Raw genomic sequence first — 24,892 nt, 5'->3', positions numbered from 1 at the left:
AAAAGCGGCCTTTGAGGCCGCCTTTCAATGAAGCTGTCGGTACCCGGTCAGTCCTGCTGGACGATGCCGCGCAGATGCGTCAGTTCCATGATGAAATGCTCGAGCTTCGACTTGTGCTCGTGCAACTCGGCATGTTCGAGCTCCTTGCGGGCAGCCTCGATACGACGGGTCAGCTCGTCCTTATGGAGTTCCTCGACCGGAACGGCGGATTCGGCAAGCAAAGTGCAGCCTGTCGGCAGGATATCGGCAAAACCGCCGAACACCACGTAGTCCTGCTTCTTGCCGGACGCCGAACGCACGCTCACCACACCCGGCTTGATGGTCGTCATCGTCGGCGCGTGGTGCGCCATGACGGTCATCTCGCCCTCGGTCGCGGGAATGACGACCTCGGTCACCATCTCCGACAAGAGCAGACGCTCCGGCGAAACGAGCTCAAAGTTGAAATTGTCAGCCATCAGTGACTTACCTTCTCGGCTATGGCTTTTGCATCTTGCAATTTGGTCCCGCAGAACGGGCAGTGCATTATCGCCTGGTCGAGATATCCGAGGCCTTCCTCGGTCTGAACCAACCCCACGACCATCATGATCACGCCGTTATCGGCACGGTAGACGGTCGGTGCTGCCGGTTCCGAAAGTTCCGCCACGACCCCTTTCAGGGAGTCGCAGCAGAATATCTCGTCCTGAGCATCGCTCATCAGGCAGCAGCGAGCTTCTTGGCCTTCTCGACAGCTTCGTCCATCGATCCGACCATGTAGAAGGCAGCTTCCGGCAGGTGGTCGTATTCGCCGTTGACGAGACCCTTGAAGCCCTTGATCGTGTCTTCGAGGGCAACGAGCTTGCCCGGCGAACCGGTGAAGACTTCGGCGACGAAGAACGGCTGCGAAAGGAAGCGCTCGATCTTGCGGGCGCGGGCAACGGCGATCTTGTCCTCTTCGGACAGTTCGTCCATGCCAAGGATGGCGATGATGTCCTGCAGGGCCTTGTAGCGCTGCAGCGTCGACTGAACCTTACGGGCCACTTCGTAATGCTCTTCGCCGACAACCATCGGGTCGAGCATGCGCGAGGTGGAGTCGAGCGGATCGACGGCCGGGTAGATGCCCTTTTCAGCGATCGAACGCGACAGAACCGTCGTTGCGTCAAGGTGGGCGAACGAGGTTGCCGGCGCCGGGTCGGTCAAGTCGTCGGCCGGAACGTAAATGGCCTGGACCGAGGTGATCGAGCCGGTTGTCGTCGTGGTGATGCGCTCCTGCATCTGGCCCATGTCGGTTGCGAGCGTCGGCTGATAGCCGACCGCCGACGGGATACGGCCGAGCAGAGCCGACACTTCGGAACCGGCCTGCGTGAAGCGGAAGATGTTGTCGACGAAGAACAGAACGTCCTGGCCCTGGTCGCGGAAGTGTTCGGCGACCGTCAGGCCGGTCAGGGCGACGCGGGCGCGCGCACCCGGCGGCTCGTTCATCTGACCGTAAACGAGCGCAGCCTTCGAGCCTTCGCCACCGCCATGCTTGTTGACGTTCGATTCGATCATTTCATGGTAAAGGTCGTTGCCTTCGCGGGTGCGTTCACCGACGCCTGCGAAAACCGAGTAACCACCATGCGCCTTGGCGACGTTGTTGATCAGTTCCATGATAAGAACGGTCTTGCCGACGCCGGCACCGCCGAAGAGGCCGATCTTGCCACCGCGTGCATACGGGGCGAGAAGGTCGACGACCTTGATGCCGGTAACGAGGATCTGCGCTTCCGTCGACTGGTCGACATAGGCAGGCGCATCCTGGTGGATGGCGCGCTTGTGAGCGGTGACCAGCGGACCTGCTTCGTCGACCGGCTCGCCGATGACGTTCATGATACGGCCGAGCGTCTCGTTGCCGACGGGAACCATGATCGGAGCGCCGGTATCGGTAACCAGCTGGCCGCGAACGAGACCTTCACTCGAGTCCATGGCGATCGTGCGAACTTCGTTTTCACCCAGATGCTGGGCGACTTCGAGAACCAGACGGTTGCCGTTGTTGTCGGTTTCGAGCGCGTTCAAAATCGCCGGCAGTTCGCCTTCGAAAGCAACGTCGACGACGGCGCCGATAACCTGGGTGACTTTGCCGACAGAGCGGGTAGCTGCCTCAGCCATATTCTTACCCTCTTTCCCTAACTCAGAGCGCTTCCGCGCCCGAAATGATTTCAATCAGTTCCTTGGTGATCTGAGCCTGACGCTGACGGTTGTAGCTAAGCGTCAGCTTGTTGATCATCTCACCGGCATTGCGCGTCGCATTGTCCATGGCGCTCATCTTGGCGCCCATCTCGCCCGCGACGTTCTCAAGGAGAGCACGGAAGATCTGGACGGAGATGTTGCGCGGGATCAGATCGTCGAGGATCGACGCCGGATCCGGCTCGTATTCGTAGACGGCGCCGGCATGGGCGGCATCTTCGGCAGCGGCTTCCGGAGCCTTGGCCGGGATGAGCTGCTGCGCGGTCGGAACCTGGCTGATCACCGACTTGAACTCGGAGTAGAACAGCGTGCAGACGTCGAACTCGCCGGCCGAAAACATCTCGATGACGCGCTTGCCGATCTGGTCGGCATTTTCGAAACCGATCTTCTTGACGTCGCGCAGCTCCTTGCGCTCGATGATCAGCGGCGCAAATTCGCGGCGAAGGATGTCGTAACCCTTCTTGCCGACGGTGAAGATCTTCACCGTCTTGCCCTCGGCAAGCAGCTTGCGGACATGATCGCGCGCAAAGCGGGCGATCTGCGAGTTGAAGCCGCCGCAAAGGCCGCGCTCGGCCGTGCAGACCACCAGCAGATGGACCTTGTCCTGGCCGGTGCCGGTCATCAGCGCCGGTGCGCCATCCGCATCGGTGACGGCCTTGGCGATGTTCGCCAGAACCGCACCCATGCGCTGCGAATAGGGCCGGGCGGCCTCGGCCGCCTCCTGCGCACGCCGAAGCTTCGCCGCGGCGACCATTTTCATCGCCTTGGTGATCTTCTGCGTCGCCTTGACGGAGGCGATCCGGTTTTTCAGATCCTTAAGTGAAGGCATCCGTGATCCGTCCTAACTTAGGGCCTGATTACGAGAAAGACTTTGCGAAGCTATCGAGAGCAGCCGTGAGCTTGCCCTTGGTATCGTCGCTGATTGCCTTTTCCGTGCGGATCGCGTCGAGGATGGCGGAGCCTTCCGAACGCAGATAGGAGAGGAAGCCCTGCTCGAACTTGCCGACCGAAGCGACCGGCAGCTTGTCGAGATAGCCGTTGACGCCGGCGAAAATCACGGCGACCTGCTCTTCCGTCTTCAGCGGCGAGAACTGCGGCTGCTTCAGGAGTTCGGTCAGACGTGCGCCGCGGTTCAAGAGGCGCTGCGTCGCAGCATCAAGGTCCGAACCGAACTGGGCGAAGGCGGCCATTTCGCGATACTGGGCGAGTTCGCCCTTGATCGAGCCGGCAACCTGCTTCATCGCCTTGATCTGCGCCGACGAACCGACGCGGGAAACCGAGAGACCAACGTTCACGGCCGGGCGGATACCCTGATAGAACAGGTCGGTTTCAAGGAAGATCTGACCGTCGGTGATCGAGATCACGTTGGTCGGAATGAAGGCCGACACGTCGTTGCCCTGCGTTTCGATGACCGGCAGAGCCGTCAGCGAGCCGGCGCCCTTGTCGTCGTTCATCTTCGCAGCACGCTCGAGCAGGCGCGAATGCAGGTAGAAAACGTCACCCGGATAAGCTTCGCGGCCCGGCGGGCGGCGCAGCAGCAGCGACATCTGGCGGTAGGACACGGCCTGCTTGGACAGGTCGTCATAGCCGATCAGCGCATGCATGCCGTTGTCGCGGAAATATTCGCCCATGGCGCAGCCGGCAAACGGAGCCAGGAACTGCATCGGTGCCGGGTCGGAAGCCGTGGCGGCAACGATGATCGAGTACTTCAGTGCGCCGCGCTCTTCGAGAACCTTGACGAACTGGGCAACGGTCGAGCGCTTCTGGCCGACGGCGACGTAGACGCAGTAAAGCTTCTCGCCTTCCGGACCATTGTCGTGAATGGCCTTCTGGTTGAGGAAGGCGTCGAGCAGGATGGCGGTCTTGCCGGTCTGGCGGTCGCCGATGACGAGCTCGCGCTGGCCGCGGCCGACCGGGATCAGCGCATCGATGGCCTTGAGGCCGGTCGACATCGGCTCATGAACCGACTTGCGCGGAATGATGCCGGGCGCCTTGACGTCGACGCGCGAACGGCGGGTCGCATTGATCGGGCCCTTGCCGTCGATCGGATTGCCGAGCGCGTCGACGACGCGGCCGAGCAGTTCCGGACCGACCGGAACGTCGACGATGGCGCCGGTCCGCTTGACGGTGTCGCCTTCCTTGATGTCGCGGTCGGAGCCGAAAATAACGACACCGACATTGTCGGATTCAAGGTTCAGGGCCATGCCGCGGATGCCGCCGGGGAACTCGACCATTTCACCAGCCTGGACATTGTCCAGACCGTAAACGCGAGCGATACCGTCACCGACGGAGAGAACCTGGCCGACTTCCGAGACTTCTGCCTCTTTGCCGAAATTTTTGATCTGGTCTTTGAGAATTGCGGAAATTTCCGCGGCGCGGATATCCATCAGCCAACCTCTTTCAATGCGAGCTTAAGGGTAGAGAGTTTGGTACGAAGAGACGTATCAATCTGACGGGACCCGACCTTCACGATCAGACCACCAAGAATTGACGGATCAACCGTGACTGATATCGTCACGTCTTTGCCGGTGACGCTCTTGAGTGCCGCCTTCAATTCGGTTTCCTGCGCCTGGGAGAGCGCATGCGCCGAGGTGACCTCGGCGGAGATTTCACCGCGATGATTCGCGGCGATGAGGCGGAAGGCCCTGATCATGCCCGGCAGGGCAAACAGGCGGCGGTTGCGCGCCACGACCTTCAGAAAATTGGCGAAGAAGCCGCTGATGCCGGCTCTCTCGCTGATGGCGGCAATCGCCTTCAGCTGGTCCTCAGCGGAAAAAACCGGGCTTGCGACGAAGCGCTTCAGTTCGGCGCTCTCATCCAGCATCGCCTGGAAACGGTCGAGATCGGCGGTGACGCTATCGACGGCGCCCTGTTCGAGCGCCAGCTCGAAAAGCGACGAGGCATAGCGCTCGGCAACACCAGAAGTAAGCTGGGACGTGTCTGCCACTGGCACAAATTTCCCTGATTTCAATCCAAAATCCGGCTCTCGGCGGGCGCCGAACCTATGATCTTGAATTCGTTTTGATTTCCCCCAGAAATCACAAGAGAAGCCTCTTGCTTCTTCCGAAATTCGGGGTCCGTCTAACATAGGATGTTCGGACTCGCAACACGCGTAATGCCCGAATACGCCTTTCGCATGAATTTCTGTTCGCAAAATTGCGCAATGGCCTGAAAGCGGGCCGCGCAAGCCGCCGCCGGCGGCGAAAATTATGTCTGGAAGAAGCCGAAAACATACAGCAGCGGCAATGCTGCGATAATCGCCTGCACAACCAGAAGTAAATAGTTGAGGTAAGCACTCCCCTTATCTGACAGGATGGAGACGATGCGGGCAAACGCGGCCATGGCGAATGCCGCTCCGAAGGCGGTATAAATCAGCGGCTGAGCCAGCACGATAGCACCTAGGCCAAGACCGAGATAGAAGCCCCCCATCGATCGGATCTCGCTGAAACCTTCGCGCCGCTCGCCGCGCGGCGCCAGGCCAAAGACCCTCATCGCAAGACCCGGCGCAAACATGATGACGAAGCCGGCAAAGGCCGTGAAGGCGGCTGCGCCGAAGGCAAGCTGCTCACCAAATTCCATCGGAAACTCAAATTCCATACCTCGACCCCAAATCATCAGCTAATTCTGCGTTTATGTCATGATCGGTCGGATCCGGAAACGCGGCGCGCGGAACGATCTACAGAAAGCTCTGCGGATCGATATCGAGCTGCACTTGCACCGATCCGCGCTCCTTCGGCGATTGCGACAGCATCGCCCTCAGGAAGCCCTGCATGTCGGAGTTGCGCCGCCCGTGCACCAGAAGCCGGAAGCGATGGCGTCCGCGCACCAGTGCAAGCGGCGCCTCCGCCGGGCCGAGCACCGAGATTCCGGACACCTGGGGCGCTGCGTTGCGCATGCCGCGCGCATGGTTTTCGGCGTCGTGGCGGGTTTCGGCCGAGACGATGATCGAGGCTAGTCGCCCGAAGGGCGGCAGTGCGGCGCGTTCGCGCTCGGTGATCTCGCGCTCGTAAAAGGCATCGGAATCACCTGATACAATCGCCTGCATCACGGGATGCTGCGGCTGGTAGGTCTGCAGCAGCCCATGGCTCTTGAGCCCGGTGCGCCCGGCCCGGCCGGTCACCTGCGACAGAAGCTGGAAGGTGCGCTCGGCCGCACGCGGATCGCCATTGGCGAGGCCGAGATCTGCGTCGATGATGCCGACCAGCGTCATCAGCGGAAAATTGTGGCCCTTGGCGACGAGCTGGGTGCCGATGACGATATCGGCCTCGCCCTTGGCGATGGCATCGAGCTCCAACCGCAGCCGCTTCACCCCGCCCATGATATCGGAGGAAAGAACGATCGTCCGCGCATCGGGGAAATGCCGCTCCACCTCTTCGGCGATGCGCTCGACGCCAGGTCCGCAGGCAACCAGATGGTCGAGCGTGCCGCATTCCGGGCATGCTTCCGGGGTGCGCTCGGCATGACCGCATTGATGGCACTGCAACTGCTTGCGGAAACGATGCTCGACCAGCCAGCTCGAACATTGCGGGCATTGGAAGCGGTGACCGCAGACCCGGCAGAGGGTCAGCGGCGCATAACCGCGCCGGTTGAGAAAGAGCAGAGCCTGTTCGCGCCGCTCCATCGTCTTGCCGATCGCCTGAATCAGCACCGGCGACAGGAAGCCGCCCCGCTCCGGTGCGTGCCTGCGCATATCGATGAGATGCAGGTCGGGCAGCGCCGCATCGCCGAAGCGCGTCGGCAGATGCACGGTGGTGTAGCGCCCGTTTTGGCCGTTGACCTGGCTTTCGACCGATGGCGTCGCCGATACCAGGACAACGGGGAAATCGCCGATACGGCCGCGCACCACGGCCATGTCGCGGGCATTGTAGAAGACGCGGTCCTCCTGTTTGTAGGCGGGATCGTGCTCCTCGTCGACGATGATGAGGCCGAGATCCTCGAAAGGTAGGAAGAGCGCCGAGCGGGCGCCGGCCACGACGCGCACTTCGCCGGTCACTGCCTGGCGCCAGACTTTTTCGCGCATGCGCGGGGCGAGGTCGGAATGCCATTCGGCGGGCTTTGCCCCGAAGCGATCCTGAAAACGCTCCATGAAACTGGCCGTCAGCGCGATCTCCGGCAGCAGGATCAGCACCTGCCTGCCACGTTTCAGCGTCTCGGCGATCGCCTCGAAATAGACCTCGGTCTTGCCGGAACCGGTCACGCCGTCGATCAGCGATACGGAAAATTCGCCCTTGCGAACGTCGCAGACGATCTCCGCGGCCGCGTCTTTCTGCGGCCCTTCGAGGCGCGCGGCGGCAAAATCGGGATCCGGCATCGCCACCACCGGGGGCGGCGGCAGGAATATCGTCTCGAAGATGCCGAGCGTGATCAGCCCATCGACGACGCTGGTCGAAACACCCGCCGCATGCGCCAAGCCGCTGCGCGTCCATGACAAGCCGTCGGAAGCGGTCTCGAGCACCCGGGCGCGCGCCGGCGTCAGCCGCTCCGGCTCGCCGCCGACGAACTTCAGCCCCTCGACCATCGGCTCCGGCTCGAAGGCGTTCGGCGCCCTCAGCGCCATGCGCGCGACGAGGCCGGGCGGCGAGAGTGTATAGGCCGCCACCCAGTCGATGAAATCCCGCATCTCCTTTGACAGCGGCGGGCAGTCGAAGACATGGCTGATCGGACGGAGCTTCTTCGCATCGACGCCATCCTCACCGCCGTCCCAGACGACGCCGATCACCTGTCGCGGCCCAAGCGGCACCTGCACGACCGAGCCGGGCTCGACCGCCATGCCCTCCGGCACCGAGTAGGAATAGGGTTTCGGCGCCGGCATCGGCACCAGCACCGGAACCGTTCGGTTCAGGGGCGGTGCTTCGAACAGCGCGCCAAAGAGATCGGACGAATCTGTGCTCATCGGGCGAGACCATGCCCGCAAATCAACGGAATTGGAACCGCAAAGACGAGGGCGCTGCATCGGGCGGGAATGCGGATGACGACGCCTTGCCGAGAGTGGCAGCGCCCTCACGAAATGGTTGCCCGGCAAGCGATTGGCTGCATACATTGCCTGACGATGTGTTCGACCGCTGAATCGGAGAGTATGAATGGCCAGACTGACCGCAGATGCCAGGGGCGTCTATGTGATCGCCGTAACTCCCTTTGCCGATGACGGCGCCCTCGATTTCGAAAGCGTCGACAGCATGGTCGATTTCTATGAAGACGCCGGCGTCACCGGCCTGACAGTGCTTGGCCAGCTCGGCGAGGCGCCGAAGCTGACCGCCGCGGAATCGCGCGCCGTGGTCGAGCGCGTGTTGAAGCGTCTTGACGGGCGCCTGCCGGTGGTCGTTGGCGTGTCGGCGCCCGGACTTGCTCCGATGCGCGAGCTTGCCAAGACCGTCATGGGCGAAGGTGCAGCCGGCGTCATGGTCGCGCCGCCCTGGACCGTCAAGACCGACGACCAGGTTTTCGCCTTCTACCAGTCGGTTGGGGAGACCTTGGAAGACACGCCCTTCGTGCTGCAGGACTATCCCCTTACCACAAATGTGACGATCGCGCCCGCCGTCATCGAGCGCATCGTCTGGGAGGTGCCCAATTGCGTCATGCTCAAGCATGAGGACTGGCCGGGCCTGTCGAAAATCACCGCGCTTCGCGCCGCCAGCGACAAGGGCGGAATGCGGCGCATCTCCATCCTCTGCGGCAATGGTGGGCTTTTCCTGCCTGAGGAAATGGGCCGCGGCGCCGATGGCGCCATGACCGGCTTTTGTTATCCGGAAATGATGGTCGGCGTCGTCGAAGCCTATGCCGCCGGAAATCCCGATCGCGCCCACGAGATCTTCGACGCCTATCTGCCGCTCGCCCGCTATGAACAGCAGCTAGGCATTGGTCTCGCCTGCCGCAAATACGTCCTTGCCAAGCGCGGTGTTATCGGATCCGCCACCCTGCGCAAACCAGGCGCTAGGCTGTCGGCGCTCGACATTGCCGATGTCGAGCGGCTTTTGGCGCGCCAAGCCATCCGCCTTGAGGAGATCGGTGCATGACGCCGAACAGGAATTTCGACTTCATCATCGCAGGCGGCGGATCGGCGGCCTGCGTTGCCGCCATGCGGCTGGTGCGCGACTTCGGCTTTTCGGTGCTCGTCATCGAGCGCGGACCGCGTGATACGGCAAGGCTGATGTCCTTTCCCGCCGGCTATATGAAATATCTCGCCCGCGACGATTTTCTCGAGATGCACCATACGGTGCCGCAACCCCAACTCGGCGGACGCGGACCGATCGTGCCCGTGGCAAAGGCTCTCGGCGGCGGCAGCGCCGTCAACGCCATGGTCTATATGCGCGGCCAGAAGGAGGATTATGACGGCTGGGCCGCCCATCTCGGCAATGGAGCCGAATGGTCTTATGAAGACATGCTGCCGCATTTCAAAGGCATCGAGGCCAATAGCCGTTTCAACAACGTTTATCACGGCATTTCCGGCAATCTGCGTGTTTCGGAGCCGCGCCATATCTCCGATACGACGGAGGATTTCATCCTGGCGGCGCAGGGGCTTGGCCACCCCTATAATCCCGACTTCAACGGCGCGCGGCAGAACGGCGTCGGCATCATGCAGCATACTTTCGCGTCATGGGGCCGGCGCATCGAGCGATCGGATGCCAAAAAGGCGTTTCTCGATCCTCTTGCCGGCGACACCAGGCTGGAGATCGTCACGCAGGCCCGGGTCGATCGCATTCTGATCGAAAACGGGCGGGCCGTCGGCATCGTTTATACCAGCAACGGCGAAAGCCGCAGGGTGCTCGCCGGACGCGAGGTGCTCGTCGCCGCCGGCACCTACAACAGCGCCAAGCTGATGATGCTTTCCGGCATCGGTCCGGCCAACCACCTTCGCGAACATGGCATCGCCGTTGCCGCCGACCTTCCCGGTGTCGGCGCCAATCTCCAGGACCACCACGAAGTTCCGGTCATCGCCTCGACGAAATCGAAATCCGGCTATTTCGGCCAGGATCGCGGCTGGCCGATGATCCGCAACGGCCTGCAATATCTGCTGTTCAATTCCGGCCCCGTCACCACGACGGGCATCGAATCCTGCCTCTTCTACGATCCCGATGGCGGCGACCGTCCGACGATCCAGCTTTATTGCGCGCCGATCGTCTATCTCGACCGCGACGTCTCGTCGGCAAAGCCGACCTATGGGATGACCTTCACCTCCTGCCTGCTGCGGCCGAAGGCGCGCGGCAGCGTGAAGCTGCGCTCTGCGAACCCTGCCGACCAGCCGCTGGTCGACTGCAATTTCTTCGGCGATCCCGACGACCTCCGCTTGACGCTCGCCTCGCTGAAGACGGCGCGCCGGCTCCTTGAGACAGAACCTTTCAAGAGCAAGATCGCCGAGGAGATCCTGCCGGGACGATCGCTTCGGGACGAGGCGTCGCTGGTAAAATTCGCCGGCCAGACGGTCAAGACGAACTACCATCCTTCCGGCAGCCTCAGGATGGGGCCGGAGACCGATCCCATGTCGGTGGTCGACGGCGGGCTGCGGGTGCGCGGCGTCGACGGTCTGAGGGTGATCGACTGCTCCATCATTCCCTTTATCCCGTCCGGCAACACCAACGCACCGGCGATGGCGATCGGATCGAAGGCGGCGAGCATGATTGCCGCGGACTATCAATAATGCGGCAGCGACTTCGCCTTGCTATCTGAACTTGTTATCTGACCCCAGGCCATTTCGACCGGGTCCATGCAGCTCGAGAATGTGGCTATAGCCATCCTGCCGGGCGGGCTGAAATCCGAGCGACTCCCAGAATTTCGCCGCGCCGTCGTTTCCGGCATGGACGGTCACGAAACTGCAGAAGCGCCTTGCGTGCTCCAGCAAAGTCAGCGCCAGCGCACGGCCGATACCGCGTCCGCGCATTGCCGGATGAACATAGAAGCGCCGCATCCGCAACGCTCCGAGCAAGGCGGCTTCTGCGCTCACACCGCCAACGCCGACGAGCGCCTCGCCGATATAGGGCCCAGCAGCCTTTCGCCATCGCCCTCGAAGCGGAGCGTGCCGACCGACCATTCGTCGACAAGGCGAGCGATATGCAGATAGCCTTCCCGTCCAGCCTCGGGCTCGAGATTGGCGAGTTCTTGCGGCAATCGATCGTGCAGCACGCGGATATCAATCATAAAGTGTCAGCGGTTTTAGGGGAGCGACATGCGCAACAAAGACCTGAAGCCCAGGAGCGAATCGGAAAGATCGCGACGCGCTTTAGGCTGCCGGAACCGGAATCTCGCGCTGCACCGGCGCTTCCGGCTGCCCAACCGGAATAAACGTCGCGTCGCCGTCGCTGGCCATATCGTGCACGGTGTGTTTCTCCAGCGCCTTCGTCACCTCGTTGAGATCGCCGTCGAGATGTTCGGCGGGGATGAGATTGCCGATCACAAAATCGAAACGGTCGCCGCGCTTGTTCAACAGTTCATGAAAGACCGTCATGTCGCGCAGTTCCGTCGACCATTTCGCCAGCCAATAGAACAGGCCGGAATTGCGCGCCGTCATGTGGACCGGAAGGATCGGCAGATTGTATTTGCGCGCCAACCCGACCGCCGACGTCTTCCATGGGCGTTCGTTCAGCCGGCCGTTCGCCCAATAGGCGATACGGCCTGATGGAAAGAGCACCGTCGCCTTGCCTTCCCTCACCGCGTGGTTCGTCAATTGCAGCGTCTCACGCGCCTTGAGCTTGCTCTTGTGCTCCTCCCGCCACTCGACCGGGATGACCATCTCTGCGAAACGCGGATTGACGCGGATCGCATCGCGATTGGCAAAGAACATCATGTCGGGCCGGCGCGTTTTCAGGAGGTCGAATACGGCGACACCGTCGGCGATGCCGGTCGGATGGTTGCTGACGAGGATGAAGCCGCCTGTATCCGGAATGCGCTCGCCATTGGCGATGCCGATGTCGAGCTTCAGTACGCCGCTCAGATATTCGAACGACTGGAAGCCCGTCATCTTGGCAACCGCGTTGGCGAATTCGATGGCCTTGTTGTAGCGCAGAAGCGTGTAGAGGAACGGCCGCATGACCGGCCAGAGCGGGTTTTTGACGATCCTCTGGCCGCGTTCGGCAATCAGCGTGTCGACGATATGACCGGGCTTTCCCTGTGAAACAAGAGCGATCGCTTCCGCGAGTTGTCCGAAAGCCGTCATGGAATCGCGCCGTGCCATGAAAGATCCTGTCTATGGGGTATAAAGCTATCGCAGTAGAATATGATCTAGGGATGACAAGGTTTGGCCGGCATTAGCAATTCCATAACCGTTCCTGCTTCAAATTGGCGGACTTGAAGGCAAATTCAAGGCCAGCGACGTGAATGAACTGCTTGTTATCGCCGACCCGCGCCTGATGGCGGAACGCGCCGCGTGGCTCGAAAACCTCGCTCGTGAACGCCGTCTTTCCGAGCATACGCTCGATGCTTATGAGCGCGACACCCGCCAGTTTCTGACCTTCCTGACCGGCCATCTCGCCGGCCCGGTGACGCTGAGCGACATCAGGGAATTGCGCCCCGCCGACTTCCGCGCCTTCCTTGCCGCGCGGCGCAAGCAGGGCTCCGGCGCCCGTTCGCTCGGGCGCAACCTGGCCGGCCTGCGTTCACTGTTGCGCCATCTCGAAAAGAAGGGCCTGGTCAATGCCGCCGGTGCTGCCGCGATCCGCTCGCCGAAACAGCCGAAGTCGCTTCCCAAGCCGCTATCGGACACGCAGGCGATCACCCTCGTCAGTAACGAAGCCCAGCTCCATGACGAGCCCTGGATCGCCGCGCGCGATGCGGCTGTCATGACGCTGCTCTACGGCTGCGGCCTGCGCATCTCCGAGGCGCTGGATCTCGTTCCTGCCGACCTGCCGAACGGGGCGGCGACGCTGCGCATCACCGGCAAGGGCAACAAGACGCGGCTGGTTCCGCTGCTGCCCGTGGTGTTCGACGCGGTCGAGAGATATCGCGCACTCTGCCCCTATCATCTCGAAAGCGGCGCTCCGCTGTTTCGCGGCGCCCGCGGCGGCAAGCTGCAGGCGGCGATCATCCAGCGCGCCATGCAAAAGCTGCGCAGCGCCTTCGGCCTGCCGGAGACCGCAACACCGCATGCGCTTCGCCACTCCTTCGCCACCCACCTGCTTGCCGGCGGCGGCGATCTGCGCACCATCCAAGAACTGCTCGGCCATGCCAGCCTTTCGACCACGCAGGTCTATACAGGCGTCGATGCATCGCGGCTGCTGGAGGTGTATGATCGGGCCCATCCGCGCGCTTGATGCATGGTTGTGACAGCGGCACGCGGCCTATCGGCAAGCTCAGCGCCCATGAATCCGACGTAATACGATGCGCTAAGTTTTCGTTAACGCATTCTCTTAAAGGATTATGCGCAAGCCGAGCGTAGAGCATGAAGCATAGGGCATGTGACCGGAACATCATCATGACGACATCAATCGGCCGCCGGACCTCTTTCCTCGCAGCATCCGGCAACCTGCTGCTCTGGTTGATTGCAGCCTTCCACATGCTGCTTCTTGCGGCGCTGTTTGTCGCCTTCCTGGCGGCACGGCCGGCGTCGGCCGAAGACGGTGCCTGCACCGGCCGCAATCTGATGATCGATCTGCAGCAGAGCGACCCCACCCGTTACGCCGAGGCGGTCAAGGAAGCCGCGGCCGTGCCGAACGGCAAGGGCATATTCTGGAAGATCGAAAAAGCAGGGCTTGCGCCGTCATGGCTGCTCGGCAGCATGCATGTCACCGATCCGCGCGTGCTGGCCCTGCCGCCGCGCGCCAAGGCAGCCCACGACGCCGCCGATACGATCATCATCGAATCCGACGAGATCCTCGATCAACGCAAGGCGACCGCCGCCCTGCTTGCGCGGCCGGAGCTGACGATGTTCACCGACGGCACGACGATCGACAAGCTGCTGTCTGCCGAGGATTACAAGCGGCTGGAAGCCGGCCTCAAGAAGCGCGGCATCCCGCTCAGCGCCGTCTCCCGCATGCGGCCATGGATGATCTCGAGCGCCGTCGCGCTTCCGGCCTGCGAACTCGCCCGCAAGGCCAAGGGCGTGCAGTTCCTCGACCAAAAGATCGCCACCGACGCCGTTGCTCAGGGCAAGCAGGTCAAGGGGCTGGAGACGCTTGCGGACCAGATCCAGGCCATGGCCGACCTGCCGGTCGAATTCCATATGAAGTCGCTGATCGAGACGCTGGAACTCGGCGACAAGATGAGCGACGTCGTCGAAACAATGACCGATCTCTACCTCTCCGGCGATATCGGCCTGACGATGCCGATGCTGAAGACCGTGACGCAGGCGAATGCAGACGAGGCCGGCGATTACGCCGCCTTCGAACAGCGCGTCATCCTCGATCGCAACAAGGTGATGGCCGAGCGCGCCGCTCCCATTCTCGACGGCGGCAACGTCTTCATGGCCGTCGGCGCCCTGCACCTGCCCGGCCAGGGCGGCATCATCGAACTGCTGCGCAAGCAGGGTTTTACGGTGACTGCCGTAAACTGAAGCATGTCGCCCGAATAGTCAGCCGCAATGGCAGCTCGTCGAGATTGACAACCTCAGTTTGCATACGTCACATGGCGGCATTTGCAGCCTTTTCTCCCAAGAGGAAAAGTTTTCAATGCCCAGGCACAATATGCTTTTCACCTCGAGAGCGTTCGCGAACGGCCCGCTGCTCATCATGGCGGCGGTGCTGACGATATTTTCCTTTTCGCATGCCCTGGCGGATGACGAGCTCACCTGCTCGGGCAAGAACCTTTTCACCCAGTTGGAGACAGAAGATCCCGTTCGTTTCAGAAAAGCCATTGAGAGAGCCGAGACGATACCGAACGGCAAAGCGATTTTCTGGAAAATCGAAAAATCAGGCGTCGAGCCTTCCTGGCTGCTCGGTACGATGCATGTGAGCGATCCCCGTGTGCTGGATATGCCGGCAGGATTTTACTAGGCCTATGATGCTATCGACACTCTGACCGTCGAGCTGGCGGAAGTCGCGCAGCCAGAAAAGCTTGCGATCGAAATCTTGAAGCATCCCGAACTGACGACGCTTCAGGGCGACCAAACGCTTGACCATATCCTTCCCCCTGACGCAACCAGCGACGTCGCCGCCGGCTTGAAGAAAAGGGGAATCAATATGAACCTGATGGCGAAGATGCGGCCATGGTTCCTCTATGTGGGTCTCCAGACACGAGGTTGCGATATCAGGCGCAGCGCAAAGGGCTTTAAGGTCCTGGACCAGGCTCTTGCCCTCGACGCGCTCGAAGACGGGATCCACCTGGTCGGCCTGGAAACGCCGGCCGAGCAATTTGAAGCCATGTCGGATGTCCCGGACAATTTCATGCTTCAAAATCTGCGGGAGTTGCTGGCACTTCCCAATGGCATGGACGACATATCCGAGACGATGATCGATTTATATGATCAAGGCAAAGTCGGAATGATCTTCTCGCTGATGGAGTTCGTTTCGACAGATCAGGCTGCTGCAAAAGCAGTCGAGAACCGGTTGATAACCGATCGAAACAAGGTCATGGCGGAACGGGCAAAGCCTTATCTCGACAACGGGCGCACCATGATCGCGGTGGGCGCGGCGCATTTGCCAGTCGACGGGGGTTTGGTCGAATTGTTGCGCCAGCAGGGCTTCACCGTCACCGCCGTGAACTGAGGGGCAGGCGCTCAGCCGAGCGTCATCCGACGCAGCACATTGGTTTTCCAATAGAACTGATGGGCAAGCGCGCCCGCGAAATGCGCCGCAAGCAGCGCCCAGAGAATGATCTTCAGGATATCGGCGTGCAACGAACCCGCGGGATTGACGCCAAAATAATAGGCGGCGATGCCCGTAAGCGGCATGACGAAGATCAGGATGTAGAGACCGGCATGCGCGAGCTTTGCCGTCAGACGGAAGATCGCTGGCTCTTCCGCCGCCTCGGCCGGCACGCCGTTGATGAAACGCAGGCCCAGCCTGACGACGGCGAGCAGCAGAATAGCGATGCCGACATAGGCATGGATGTTCGCCGACGCAACCTGCTCCGGCGTCGGCACCTGACCTCTGCGCATGAGCCGATGCCAGATGTTCATGCCGTCAGGAAACAGCAGATTGAAGAAGATCAAAAGCGCCACCGTCCAATGAAGCAAGCGCTGGCTGAGGCTGTAACCCTTGGCGGACGGCTTTTGCATTTTCTAACCTTCGTCACATGCCGAACTTTGCGAGCCGCCACAATTAAATCAGCCGCCTGCCTCGCGGCAAGCGGCTGTTTGCTTTGTGACCATCGAGATTACATATGGATCGGCTTGAAGAAGGTCGCGAGCGCAGCTTCCTTGACCGCCTCCGACATCGTCGGATGCGCGTGGCAGCTGCGGCCGAGATCTTCCGACGAACCGCCGAACTCCATCAGCACGGCAATCTCGTGGATCATCTCGCCGGCGCCGAAGCCGACGATGTGGCCGCCGAGCACGCGGTCGGTGTCCTTGTCGGCGAGGATCTTGACGAAGCCGTCGGTCGCCAGCATCGCGCGGGCGCGGCCGTTCGCCGTGAACGGGAACTTGCCGACCTTGTAGGCGATACCCGCCGCCTTCAGCTCTTCCTCGGTCTTGCCGACCGAGGCGATCTCGGGCTGCGTGTAGACGACGCTCGGAATGACATCATAGTTCACATGGCCATGCTGCCCGGCGAGGATTTCGGCAAGCGCCACACCCTCGTCTTCCGCCTTGTGCGCCAGCATCGGGCCCTTGACCACATCGCCGATCGCATAGATGCCGGCGACATTGGTCTTGAAGTGACCATCGATCTCGACACGGCCGCGATTGTCGAGCGCAACGCCGGCCTCTTCGAGGCCGAGACCTGCCGTATAAGGCTTGCGGCCGGTCGCGATCAGCACGACCTCGGCGTCGAGCGTCACCTTATCGCCGCCCTTGACCGGCTCGAAGGTGACCTTGGCGCCCGAATCGCCCTTTTCGACGCCGGTGACCTTGGCGCCGAGATGGAAATCGATACCCTGCTTGGCAAGCATGCGCTGGAACTGTTTGGAGACCTCGCCGTCCATGCCGCCGAGGATGGTGTCGAGATATTCGACGACCGTGACCTTGGCGCCCAGGCGCGACCAGACCGAGCCCAACTCGAGGCCGATGACGCCGCCGCCGACGACGATCAGCGTTTCCGGCACCTTCTCCAGCGCGATGCCGCCGGTGGAGGAAATGATGGTCTTCTCGTCGATCTCGACCTGCACGCCGGGAATGCCGGCGACATCCGAGCCAGTGGCGATGACGATGTTCTTGCCTTCGATCTCCTGCACCTGGCCGTCGTCGGCGGTGACGGCAACCTTGCCGGCCGAGATGATCTTGCCGGTGCCCTGGAAGGCATCGATCTTGTTCTTCTTGAAGAGGAAGGCGACGCCGTCGACATTCGACTTCACCGTCGCATCCTTGTGCGCCATCATATTGGCGAGGTTCAGCGTCGGCGCCGAAATGTCGATGCCGAGCGCGCTCATGCCGTGGCCGGCCTGATGGAACATTTCGGAGGCATGCAGCAGCGCCTTCGACGGGATGCAGCCGACGTTCAGGCAGGTGCCGCCATAGGTGGCGCGCCTCTCGACGACGGCGACCTTCAGGCCGAGTTGGGCTGCCTTGACGGCGCAGACATAGCCGCCCGGGCCGGTTCCGATAACGATCACATCGTAAGACATTGCTTCTTTCCCTTTGGATTTTTCAATTAGTCGGCTGCGCGCGACAGCGCGAGGCGGAAGCCGAAGCCGACGAGTGCCGCTCCGGTGATGCGGTTGAACCATTTGCCGCTGGCGATGAAGCGGTCACGGATCGTCTTGACCGTGAAGAAATAGGAAACGCCGGCAAACCAGGCGCCCAGCGCCGTCGCGATGCCGAGCCCAGTCATGCTGGCGGCGCGGCGCCCATGCACGATGCCCTGGCGCAGGATGACAGCGAAATCGGCGCCCGGCACGACGATGAAGATCGAGAAGACGGCCATCAGGCCGAGGAATTCGACGATGTAGCTCATGGTGATTTCGCTCTGTCCTTCTAACGGCCGCCGCTCACATTGAGGATCGATCCGGTGACATAGGACGCCGACGGTGAAAGGAGATAGAGGATTGCATCCGCCACCTCCTCCGGCATGCCGGCCCGTTGCATCGGGACCGATGGCGCCATTTCGCGCGCCCGGTCCGGCAACCCACCGGATGCATGGAGATCGGTTTCGATGATGCCGGGCCTGACGGCATTGACTCGAATTCCTTCCGCGGCGACCTCGCGCGCAAGTCCGATGGTGAAGGTGTCGATCGCCGCTTTCGATGCCGCATAATCGACATACTGCGTCGCCGAACCGAGGACTGCCGCCATCGAGGAGACGTTGACGATGGCCCCGCCCTGCCCACTATATCGGCGCGACATGCGGCGCACGGCCTCGGCGGCGCAGAGTATCGAGCCCGTCACATTGACGCGCAGCATGCGCTCGATCCGCTCGACCGACATCTCGTCGACCCGCTGCGGATAGTCGACGATGCCGGCATTGTTGACCAGTCCGTCGAGCCGTCCGAACTGACGATCAACCGCCGAAAACATCGCGGCGATATCGGCAGCATTGCCGACATCACCCGGGATCGCGACGGCTTCGCCACCGCTTTCGGTGATCGCCGCAACGACGGCATCCGCCGCTTGGCGGTTGGCGGCGTAATTCACCCCGACACGCCAGCCCTGGCGCGCGGCAAGGCGGCAGACGGCGGCGCCGATGCCCCGGCTTCCGCCGGTCACGAGAACAACAGGTGTATCGCTCATGTCGCACACTCCTTGAATGTCAGCACGTCCCAAGGCGCCACGGAAGCCTTGCCCTCGCCCCAGGCACTGGATTCGCGAATGGCGGGACCAAGCCCGGGGAGCACCAGCTTTTCGGCGGCCGCGGCGCCCTCCGGCTGCAGATTGTTCATCTCGCCCTCGGCATCCATGCCGTAGACGGCGCCCTGCCAGACCGTGCAGGCGTCGAGATCGGCGCCGGTCACATCTCCCTCCGGACAGTTGAACATCAGGATGCCGATGGCGCGCACCGGATCCTCCGACGGCATGACATAGCCTTCCATGACGACGGATGTCTTTAGCGCGCTCACCTTGAACTGGTTGCTGGCGGCAGCCGAGGGAGAATTCAGCGGCGCGAAGCGCAGTTCATAGGCGCCGTCACGGTCGGTGTAGACGGCCTGCTCCTGTTTGCAATCGATAGCGAACGCGGCAACCGGAATGGCGAAAAATGCGGCGGCTGCAATCGCAGCTACGCGCTTCCGTCCTGCCATGATCCCGATCGTCCCGCTCATTGCACCTTCGGCTCTCGCCGTCCGTCAGCATTCTCGATCACACCAAAATCCGTCAACAGCGCCAGCGGGCGGCCATCCTTGTCGAGGCCCCAGAAGACCGGATAGAAACCATCGCCCCAGCCGCTCCAGAACACCGCGACATTGCCCTTCTTGCCGGCAATCGGCCGGTGCAGTGCATAATGCCCCTTGTTGGCATCGAGGTCCGAAGCCAGCACGTCGTCGTAATAATTGATGTCGGCGTCCGGCTTTTGCGCCTGCACCTGCGCTTGACGCTCGTCGATCCGATCAAGCGTTTGCGCATCCATGTAGCAGCCGACGCCGGCGTCGACGAGGTAGCCGAAGAACTCGTCGTCCTTCAGCGTCGCCGGATCTTGTCCGGGCAGGACAGCAAGCTCCCAATGATCCGGCTTACCCTCGGCAAACCGCATGCTGGCAGCGGCGATCCGCCCGAAAGCCTGGTAGAGCGTCACCGGATAGTCGCCCGGTGCAACCGTTCTTGCGAGTGCCGGCCGATCGGGTTGGGCGAGCGGATCGGCGGCGACGATGCGCCCCGAGGTCAGTTCGACATTGCCCATATGGATCACGCCGATCGACCGTCCGGAAAGCTCGGCGTCGCTGAGCGCCACCAACTCGAAATTGATGCTTGCCTTGTTGACGTCCCAACCGGCCGCCGATGCGGAAACCGGGACATGCGCGGCAGCAGCGCAAAGAACAAGGCGCGCCGCTCGCGTGATCCGGTTCCGCATGGAAGAGCTCCTTAGAGATCGAGAACCAGCCGTTCCGGATCTTCCAGGCTTTCTTTGACGCGCACGAGGAAGGTGACCGCTTCCTTGCCGTCGACGATGCGGTGATCGTAGGAAAGCGCCAGATACATCATCGGACGGATGACCACCTGGCCGCCGATTGCAACCGGCCGTTCCTGGATCTTGTGCATGCCGAGAATGCCGGACTGCGGTGCGTTGAGGATCGGCGAGGACATCAGCGAGCCGTAAACCCCACCATTGGTAATGGTGAAGGTGCCGCCCTGCATGTCGGCCATGGAGAGCGAGCCGTCACGGGCTGCCTTGGCAAGACGCCCGAGGTCCTTCTCGATTTCGGCGATCGACATCTGGTCGGCATCGCGGATGACAGGAACGACCAGGCCCTTATCGGTACCGACGGCCATGCCGACATGGCAGTAGTTCTTGTAGATGACGTCGGTGCCGTCGATCTCGGCATTGACCGCCGGCAGTTCCTTCAGCGCATGCGTTACCGCCTTGGTGAAGAAGCCCATGAAGCCGAGCTTGACGCCATGTTTCTTCTCGAAAATGTCCTTGTACTTGTTGCGCAGGTCCATGACCGCCTTCATGTCCACCTCGTTATAGGTGGTGAGCATGGCGGCGGTGTTCTGCGCGTCCTTGAGGCGCTTGGCGATCGTCTGGCGCAGGCGCGTCATCTTCACGCGCTCTTCGCGCGAAGCGTCCTCGACCGTCGACGGGCCGCGCGCTGCGGCGGGCGCTGCCGCCGGGGCTGCCGGAGCGGAAATGCCCTTGGCGACGGCGGCAATGACATCACCCTTCAGCACCTGGCCGCGCTTGCCGCTGCCGTCGATCTGGTCGGCGGAGAGATTGCTTTCGGCCAGCATCTTCGCCGCCGCCGGGGCCGGCGGCATGGTGGAGACGGAAGCGCTCGACGACGCTGCAGCGGCAGCGGCGACCGGTGCCGGCTGAGCAGGAGCGGCCGGAGCTGGCTGGGCAGGAGCGGCAGCCGGTGTAGCAGCGGCCGGCGCGGCGGCAGCGACGGCACCTTCGGCAATCTGGCCGAGCAGCGCGCCGAGGCCGACGGTCTCGCCGGCGGCGACGACGATTTCCGAAAGCGTGCCGGAGGTCGGTGCCGGAACTTCGATGGTCACCTTGTCGGTTTCAAGCTCGAGAATCGGCTCGTCGGCCTTGATGGCGTCGCCGACCTTCTTGAACCAGGTGCCGACGGTTGCCTCGCTGACGGATTCACCGAGAGTTGGAACGCGGATTTCTGTGGCCATTGTTCAGATCCTGATTTCGTGTGTGTTCGTTTTAAGCGTTTCAGACGGCGGGCGGCCGCAAGATGATCGAGGGCATCGGCAGGATATCGAAACGGAAACCGAAACCGGAAGCGATGATCGGATCGCCGTCGGCAAGAGCCTGGGCCGCCGCCTGATCCTCGACTTCGACGACCGCCATGCCGAAGGCGCCTTCGCCCTCGAACACGGGACCGACGACGATTGCCGATCCCGCAAAGGCCTGACGATGCCAATATTCGACATGACGCTTCATCGCCGCCATTTCCTCCGCCGTCCCGTCATGCGGGAAAGTGGGGCGCGGCGGTAGCAGTCTCAGAAAGAAGTAAGCCATCGCGCCCCCCTTGATTTAACCGCCCAAGGCATCCTCGAGGAATGCGGCGAGCTGTGACAGATGCTTCGACATCAGGCCGGTCGCCGGCGAAGCGGCGGCCGGACGGCCGGTATAGCGGACGCGCTGGTACTTCGCATCGATATGGGCAAGCACCCATTCGAGGAAGGGGTCGATGAACGACCATGCGCCCATGTTTTTCGGTTCTTCCTGGCACCACACCATTTCGGCGTTGCGGAAGCGCGACAGCTCGTTGATGAGCGCCTTTGCCGGGAACGGGTAAAGCTGTTCGACGCGCAGCAGGTAGATGTCGTCGATACCGCGCTTTTCACGCTCCTCGAGAAGATCGTAATAGACCTTGCCGGAGCACATGACGACGCGGCGGATCTTGTTGTCCTTCTGCAGCTTGATCGGGCCGTCCTTGATCACCTCGGCATCGTCCCAGAGCAGGCGATGGAAGGCGGATTCACCGGCCATTTCGGCCAGCGTCGAGACCGCGCGCTTGTGGCGCAGCAGCGATTTCGGCGTCATCAGGATCAGCGGCTTGCGGAAGTCGCGCTTCAGCTGCCGGCGCAGGATGTGGAAGTAGTTCGCCGGCGTCGTGACATTGGCGACCTGCATATTGTCTTCCGCGCAGAGCTGCAGGAAGCGCTCCAGGCGAGCCGAGGAGTGCTCTGGACCCTGTCCCTCATAACCGTGCGGCAACAGGCAGACGAGGCCCGACATGCGCAGCCACTTGCGTTCGCCCGACGAGATGAACTGGTCGAAGACCACCTGCGCGCCGTTGGCGAAATCGCCGAACTGCGCTTCCCAGAGCGTCAACGCATTCGGGCGGGCAAGCGAGTAGCCATATTCGAAGCCGAGCACGGCTTCTTCCGAAAGCATCGAGTTGATGACTTCGTAGCGCGCCTGCGTCGGCGAAAGATTAGCGAGCGGAATGTAACGCTCCTCGGTCTCCTGATCGTAGAGAACCGAGTGGCGCTGCGAGAAGGTGCCGCGCTCGCAATCCTGGCCGGACAGGCGGATCTTGTGGCCTTCGAGGCAGAGCGCCCCGAAGGAGAGCGCTTCTGCCATCGCCCAGTCGATGCCCTCGCCGGTGGCGATCATGTTGGCCCGGTTTTCCATGAAGCGCTGGATCGTGCGGTGGGCATTGAAGCCTGCCGGGATCTCCGAGAGCTTGCGGCCGATCTCCTTCAGCGTCTTCATCGGCACGGCGGTCTTGCCGCGCCGCTGCTCGTCGGCATTGTCGGCGGTGCGCAGGCCCGACCACTCGCCGTCCAGCCAGTCGGCCTTGTTCGGCTTGTAGTGCTGGCCAGCCTCGAACTCCTGCTCAAGATGCGCACGCCAATCGGCCTTCATCTTTTCGACTTCGCCATCCGTGAGCAGGCCTTCGCGAACGAGACGATCTGCGTAAAGCTGCAGCACCGTCTTGTGTGCGCGGATGACCTTGTACATCTTCGGCTGGGTGAAGGACGGCTCATCGCCTTCGTTATGGCCGTAGCGGCGATAGCAGAACATGTCGAGCACGACAGGCTTGTGGAACTTCATGCGGAATTCGGTCGCGATCTTGGCCGCATAGACCACGGCTTCCGGGTCGTCGCCGTTGACGTGCAGGATCGGCGCCTCGATCATCTTGGCGACGTCCGACGGATAGGGCGACGAGCGCGAAAAGGCCGGATTCGTGGTGAAACCGATCTGGTTGTTGATGATGACGTGCATGGTACCGGCGACACGGTGGCCGCGCAGACCGGACAGGCCGAGAATTTCGGCAATGACGCCCTGGCCGGCGAAGGCAGCGTCGCCGTGGATCAGCAGCGGCAGCACCTTGGAGCGCTCAGACAGCGGAATGATGTCGCCTTCCCATACCGTCGCGCTCATGTCCTGCTTGGCACGAGCCTTGCCCATGACGACCGGATCGACGATTTCGAGATGCGACGGATTTGCCGTCAGCGAGACGTGCACCTTGTTGCCGTCGAATTCGCGGTCGGAGGACGCGCCCAGATGGTACTTCACGTCGCCGGAACCTTCGACTTCGTCGGGCGCATAGGAACCGCCCTTGAACTCGTGGAAGATGGCGCGATGCGGCTTGCCCATCACCTGGGAGAGCACGTTCAGACGGCCGCGATGGGCCATGCCGAACACCGCTTCCTTGAGGCCGAGATGGCCGCCGCGCTTCAGAATCTGTTCCAATGCGGGGATCAGCGATTCACCGCCGTCGAGACCGAAGCGCTTGGTGCCCTTGAACTTGACGTCGAGGAACTGCTCGTACCCTTCGGCTTCGATGAGCTTGGCAAGGATCGCCTTCTTGCCTTCGGCCGAGAAGGCGACGCCCTTGTCGGGCCCTTCGATGCGCTCCTGAATCCACGCCTTTTCCTCCGGATTGGAGATATGCATGAATTCGACGCCGAGCGTCGAGCAGTAGGTGCGCTCGAGGATCTCGATCATCTCGCGGATCGTCGCGTATTCCAGGCCTAGCACATTGTCGATGAAGATCTTGCGATCATAATCGGCTGATGTGAAACCGTAATTTTCCGGCGACAGCTCATGATAGTCGTCGACGGTAGCGGCGATGCCGAGTGGATCGAGCTTGGCGTGCAGATGGCCGCGCATGCGATAGGCGCGGATCATCATGATGGCACGCACCGAATCGCGGGTCGCCTGCAGCACGTCGGTGGTATCAGTGGGCTTGCCCGCGGCTTCGGCCTTCGCCTTCACCTTGGTTTCGATCGCCTTCTCGACGATGCCCCAATTGCCGTCGAGCGCCGACACCAGATCGCCGCCGGCCGGCAGCGGCCAGTTCTTCTTGCGCCAGGAGGCTCCCTTGGCCGCCTTCTTCACATCAGCAGGATCCTCTTCCAGCGCCTTGAAGAAGGCGCGCCACTGGTCGTCGACCGACGCCGGATCCTCTTCGTAGCGCGCATAGAGCTGCTCGATATAGGCCGCGTTGGCGCCATCCAGAAACGAGGTAATCTGAAACTGCTCGTTGGCTTCTTGCCGTGCCATGGTGATATGCGGACGCTTCCGTCCGCCTCCTGACTTTGATGAATTTGCCG

The 24,892-nt window shown here is 62.0% G+C and carries 22 protein-coding genes and 2 pseudogenes; 5 read left to right on the top strand and 19 right to left on the bottom strand.

The window, feature by feature from the left end; genetic code table 11:
- Nucleotides 1-47: 47 nt before the first annotated feature.
- The 8 genes from MHI61_RS25220 to MHI61_RS25185 all read right to left on the bottom strand — a co-directional run bounded on the left by MHI61_RS25220 (nucleotide 48) and on the right by MHI61_RS25185 (nucleotide 8,092).
- Nucleotides 48-455, bottom strand: a complete 408-nt coding sequence (locus tag MHI61_RS25220; RefSeq protein ID WP_010053653.1) for a F0F1 ATP synthase subunit epsilon — start codon at nucleotides 453-455, stop codon at nucleotides 48-50.
- Nucleotides 455-694, bottom strand: coding sequence for a hypothetical protein (locus MHI61_RS25215; protein ID WP_239791018.1), 240 nt, complete (start codon nucleotides 692-694; stop codon nucleotides 455-457). The genes MHI61_RS25220 and MHI61_RS25215 overlap by 1 nt, the downstream gene beginning before the upstream one ends.
- Complete coding sequence (atpD, locus tag MHI61_RS25210) at nucleotides 694-2,121, bottom strand: F0F1 ATP synthase subunit beta (protein WP_097605967.1); 1,428 nt, start codon at nucleotides 2,119-2,121, stop codon at nucleotides 694-696. Before atpD ends, MHI61_RS25215 begins: the two co-directional genes overlap by 1 nt.
- Nucleotides 2,122-2,143: 22 nt before the next feature.
- Nucleotides 2,144-3,028, bottom strand: coding sequence for a F0F1 ATP synthase subunit gamma (locus tag MHI61_RS25205; protein WP_239791017.1), 885 nt, complete (start codon nucleotides 3,026-3,028; stop codon nucleotides 2,144-2,146).
- A gap of 28 nt (nucleotides 3,029-3,056) precedes the next feature.
- On the bottom strand, nucleotides 3,057-4,586 hold the full coding sequence (gene atpA, locus MHI61_RS25200; protein WP_003589851.1) for a F0F1 ATP synthase subunit alpha: 1,530 nt from the start codon (nucleotides 4,584-4,586) through the stop codon (nucleotides 3,057-3,059).
- On the bottom strand, nucleotides 4,586-5,152 hold the full coding sequence (locus MHI61_RS25195) for a F0F1 ATP synthase subunit delta (RefSeq protein WP_222141239.1): 567 nt from the start codon (nucleotides 5,150-5,152) through the stop codon (nucleotides 4,586-4,588). Before MHI61_RS25195 ends, atpA begins: the two co-directional genes overlap by 1 nt.
- Nucleotides 5,153-5,406: 254 nt before the next feature.
- Nucleotides 5,407-5,796: a DUF4345 domain-containing protein gene (locus MHI61_RS25190; RefSeq protein ID WP_239791016.1), complete on the bottom strand. Its 390-nt coding sequence runs from the start codon at nucleotides 5,794-5,796 to the stop codon at nucleotides 5,407-5,409.
- Between the two features lie 79 nt (nucleotides 5,797-5,875).
- Nucleotides 5,876-8,092: a primosomal protein N' gene (locus MHI61_RS25185; protein WP_239791015.1), complete on the bottom strand. Its 2,217-nt coding sequence runs from the start codon at nucleotides 8,090-8,092 to the stop codon at nucleotides 5,876-5,878.
- Nucleotides 8,093-8,279: 187 nt separating this feature from the next.
- Here MHI61_RS25185 and MHI61_RS25180 point away from each other — a divergent pair, with 187 nt between their 5' ends.
- Nucleotides 8,280-9,212, top strand: coding sequence for a dihydrodipicolinate synthase family protein (locus MHI61_RS25180; RefSeq protein ID WP_239791014.1), 933 nt, complete (start codon nucleotides 8,280-8,282; stop codon nucleotides 9,210-9,212).
- The gene (locus MHI61_RS25175; RefSeq protein ID WP_239791013.1) at nucleotides 9,209-10,834 is read left to right on the top strand and encodes a GMC family oxidoreductase N-terminal domain-containing protein; all 1,626 of its coding nucleotides are present in this window, start codon (nucleotides 9,209-9,211) and stop codon (nucleotides 10,832-10,834) included. Before MHI61_RS25180 ends, MHI61_RS25175 begins: the two co-directional genes overlap by 4 nt.
- A gap of 21 nt (nucleotides 10,835-10,855) precedes the next feature.
- Here MHI61_RS25175 and MHI61_RS25170 read toward each other — a convergent pair.
- Both MHI61_RS25170 and MHI61_RS25165 read right to left on the bottom strand, forming a co-directional pair.
- Nucleotides 10,856-11,331, bottom strand: a pseudogene (locus MHI61_RS25170) (GNAT family N-acetyltransferase).
- A gap of 82 nt (nucleotides 11,332-11,413) precedes the next feature.
- Nucleotides 11,414-12,364 (bottom strand): GNAT family N-acetyltransferase, encoded by a 951-nt coding sequence (locus MHI61_RS25165; RefSeq protein ID WP_239791012.1) that lies wholly within the window; start codon nucleotides 12,362-12,364, stop codon nucleotides 11,414-11,416.
- Between the two features lie 139 nt (nucleotides 12,365-12,503).
- On the opposite strand from MHI61_RS25165, the gene MHI61_RS25160 reads away from it, so the two are divergent.
- The 3 genes and pseudogenes from MHI61_RS25160 to MHI61_RS25150 all read left to right on the top strand — a co-directional run bounded on the left by MHI61_RS25160 (nucleotide 12,504) and on the right by MHI61_RS25150 (nucleotide 15,827).
- Complete coding sequence (locus MHI61_RS25160) at nucleotides 12,504-13,439, top strand: tyrosine recombinase XerC (protein ID WP_239791011.1); 936 nt, start codon at nucleotides 12,504-12,506, stop codon at nucleotides 13,437-13,439.
- A 161-nt stretch (nucleotides 13,440-13,600) separates the two neighbouring features.
- The gene (locus MHI61_RS25155; RefSeq protein WP_239791010.1) at nucleotides 13,601-14,677 is read left to right on the top strand and encodes a TraB/GumN family protein; all 1,077 of its coding nucleotides are present in this window, start codon (nucleotides 13,601-13,603) and stop codon (nucleotides 14,675-14,677) included.
- Between the two features lie 115 nt (nucleotides 14,678-14,792).
- Nucleotides 14,793-15,827: pseudogene (locus MHI61_RS25150) on the top strand (TraB/GumN family protein).
- Nucleotides 15,828-15,838: 11 nt separating this feature from the next.
- Here MHI61_RS25150 and MHI61_RS25145 read toward each other — a convergent pair.
- From MHI61_RS25145 to MHI61_RS25105, 9 genes are all read right to left on the bottom strand, one after another.
- Nucleotides 15,839-16,339, bottom strand: a complete 501-nt coding sequence (locus MHI61_RS25145; RefSeq protein WP_239791009.1) for a cytochrome b/b6 domain-containing protein — start codon at nucleotides 16,337-16,339, stop codon at nucleotides 15,839-15,841.
- Nucleotides 16,340-16,437: 98 nt separating this feature from the next.
- Nucleotides 16,438-17,844: a dihydrolipoyl dehydrogenase gene (lpdA, locus tag MHI61_RS25140; protein WP_239791008.1), complete on the bottom strand. Its 1,407-nt coding sequence runs from the start codon at nucleotides 17,842-17,844 to the stop codon at nucleotides 16,438-16,440.
- A gap of 26 nt (nucleotides 17,845-17,870) precedes the next feature.
- Nucleotides 17,871-18,173 carry a hypothetical protein gene (locus MHI61_RS25135; RefSeq protein ID WP_239791007.1) on the bottom strand — a complete coding sequence of 101 codons (303 nt, stop codon included), beginning with the start codon at nucleotides 18,171-18,173 and terminating at the stop codon, nucleotides 17,871-17,873.
- A 20-nt stretch (nucleotides 18,174-18,193) separates the two neighbouring features.
- Nucleotides 18,194-18,946: an SDR family oxidoreductase gene (locus tag MHI61_RS25130; RefSeq protein ID WP_097580605.1), complete on the bottom strand. Its 753-nt coding sequence runs from the start codon at nucleotides 18,944-18,946 to the stop codon at nucleotides 18,194-18,196.
- Nucleotides 18,943-19,473 carry a hypothetical protein gene (locus MHI61_RS25125; protein ID WP_239791006.1) on the bottom strand — a complete coding sequence of 177 codons (531 nt, stop codon included), beginning with the start codon at nucleotides 19,471-19,473 and terminating at the stop codon, nucleotides 18,943-18,945. Before MHI61_RS25125 ends, MHI61_RS25130 begins: the two co-directional genes overlap by 4 nt.
- On the bottom strand, nucleotides 19,470-20,219 hold the full coding sequence (locus MHI61_RS25120) for a DUF4241 domain-containing protein (protein ID WP_239791005.1): 750 nt from the start codon (nucleotides 20,217-20,219) through the stop codon (nucleotides 19,470-19,472). The genes MHI61_RS25125 and MHI61_RS25120 overlap by 4 nt, the downstream gene beginning before the upstream one ends.
- Nucleotides 20,220-20,230: 11 nt before the next feature.
- Complete coding sequence (odhB, locus tag MHI61_RS25115) at nucleotides 20,231-21,493, bottom strand: 2-oxoglutarate dehydrogenase complex dihydrolipoyllysine-residue succinyltransferase (protein ID WP_239791004.1); 1,263 nt, start codon at nucleotides 21,491-21,493, stop codon at nucleotides 20,231-20,233.
- A gap of 40 nt (nucleotides 21,494-21,533) precedes the next feature.
- On the bottom strand, nucleotides 21,534-21,842 hold the full coding sequence (locus tag MHI61_RS25110; protein WP_010028355.1) for a YciI family protein: 309 nt from the start codon (nucleotides 21,840-21,842) through the stop codon (nucleotides 21,534-21,536).
- A gap of 15 nt (nucleotides 21,843-21,857) precedes the next feature.
- Nucleotides 21,858-24,842: a 2-oxoglutarate dehydrogenase E1 component gene (locus MHI61_RS25105; protein WP_239791003.1), complete on the bottom strand. Its 2,985-nt coding sequence runs from the start codon at nucleotides 24,840-24,842 to the stop codon at nucleotides 21,858-21,860.
- Between the last annotated feature and the right edge of the window lie 50 nt (nucleotides 24,843-24,892).

The organism is Rhizobium sp. K102 (assembly GCF_022385315.1).
Lineage (GTDB): Bacteria > Pseudomonadota > Alphaproteobacteria > Rhizobiales > Rhizobiaceae > Rhizobium > Rhizobium croatiense.
Note: the sequence above shows the minus strand (reverse complement) of the source record. Positions and strands in the feature narration are given on the sequence as shown.

What these genes read in the sequence shown, in the direction of transcription:
- MHI61_RS25220 (WP_010053653.1), bottom strand. Translation starts at nt 455, where the DNA reads ATGGCTGACAATTTCAACTTTGAGCTCGTTTCGCCGGAGCGTCTGCTC.
- MHI61_RS25215 (WP_239791018.1), bottom strand. Translation starts at nt 694, where the DNA reads ATGAGCGATGCTCAGGACGAGATATTCTGCTGCGACTCCCTGAAAGGG.
- atpD (WP_097605967.1), bottom strand. Translation starts at nt 2,121, where the DNA reads ATGGCTGAGGCAGCTACCCGCTCTGTCGGCAAAGTCACCCAGGTTATC.
- MHI61_RS25205 (WP_239791017.1), bottom strand. Translation starts at nt 3,028, where the DNA reads ATGCCTTCACTTAAGGATCTGAAAAACCGGATCGCCTCCGTCAAGGCG.
- atpA (WP_003589851.1), bottom strand. Translation starts at nt 4,586, where the DNA reads ATGGATATCCGCGCCGCGGAAATTTCCGCAATTCTCAAAGACCAGATC.
- MHI61_RS25190 (WP_239791016.1), bottom strand. Translation starts at nt 5,796, where the DNA reads ATGGAATTTGAGTTTCCGATGGAATTTGGTGAGCAGCTTGCCTTCGGC.
- MHI61_RS25185 (WP_239791015.1), bottom strand. Translation starts at nt 8,092, where the DNA reads ATGAGCACAGATTCGTCCGATCTCTTTGGCGCGCTGTTCGAAGCACCG.
- MHI61_RS25180 (WP_239791014.1), top strand. Translation starts at nt 8,280, where the DNA reads ATGGCCAGACTGACCGCAGATGCCAGGGGCGTCTATGTGATCGCCGTA.
- MHI61_RS25175 (WP_239791013.1), top strand. Translation starts at nt 9,209, where the DNA reads ATGACGCCGAACAGGAATTTCGACTTCATCATCGCAGGCGGCGGATCG.
- MHI61_RS25165 (WP_239791012.1), bottom strand. Translation starts at nt 12,364, where the DNA reads ATGGCACGGCGCGATTCCATGACGGCTTTCGGACAACTCGCGGAAGCG.
- MHI61_RS25155 (WP_239791010.1), top strand. Translation starts at nt 13,601, where the DNA reads ATGACGACATCAATCGGCCGCCGGACCTCTTTCCTCGCAGCATCCGGC.
- MHI61_RS25145 (WP_239791009.1), bottom strand. Translation starts at nt 16,339, where the DNA reads ATGCAAAAGCCGTCCGCCAAGGGTTACAGCCTCAGCCAGCGCTTGCTT.
- lpdA (WP_239791008.1), bottom strand. Translation starts at nt 17,844, where the DNA reads ATGTCTTACGATGTGATCGTTATCGGAACCGGCCCGGGCGGCTATGTC.
- MHI61_RS25135 (WP_239791007.1), bottom strand. Translation starts at nt 18,173, where the DNA reads ATGAGCTACATCGTCGAATTCCTCGGCCTGATGGCCGTCTTCTCGATC.
- MHI61_RS25130 (WP_097580605.1), bottom strand. Translation starts at nt 18,946, where the DNA reads ATGAGCGATACACCTGTTGTTCTCGTGACCGGCGGAAGCCGGGGCATC.
- MHI61_RS25125 (WP_239791006.1), bottom strand. Translation starts at nt 19,473, where the DNA reads ATGAGCGGGACGATCGGGATCATGGCAGGACGGAAGCGCGTAGCTGCG.
- MHI61_RS25120 (WP_239791005.1), bottom strand. Translation starts at nt 20,219, where the DNA reads ATGCGGAACCGGATCACGCGAGCGGCGCGCCTTGTTCTTTGCGCTGCT.
- odhB (WP_239791004.1), bottom strand. Translation starts at nt 21,493, where the DNA reads ATGGCCACAGAAATCCGCGTTCCAACTCTCGGTGAATCCGTCAGCGAG.
- MHI61_RS25110 (WP_010028355.1), bottom strand. Translation starts at nt 21,842, where the DNA reads ATGGCTTACTTCTTTCTGAGACTGCTACCGCCGCGCCCCACTTTCCCG.
- MHI61_RS25105 (WP_239791003.1), bottom strand. Translation starts at nt 24,842, where the DNA reads ATGGCACGGCAAGAAGCCAACGAGCAGTTTCAGATTACCTCGTTTCTG.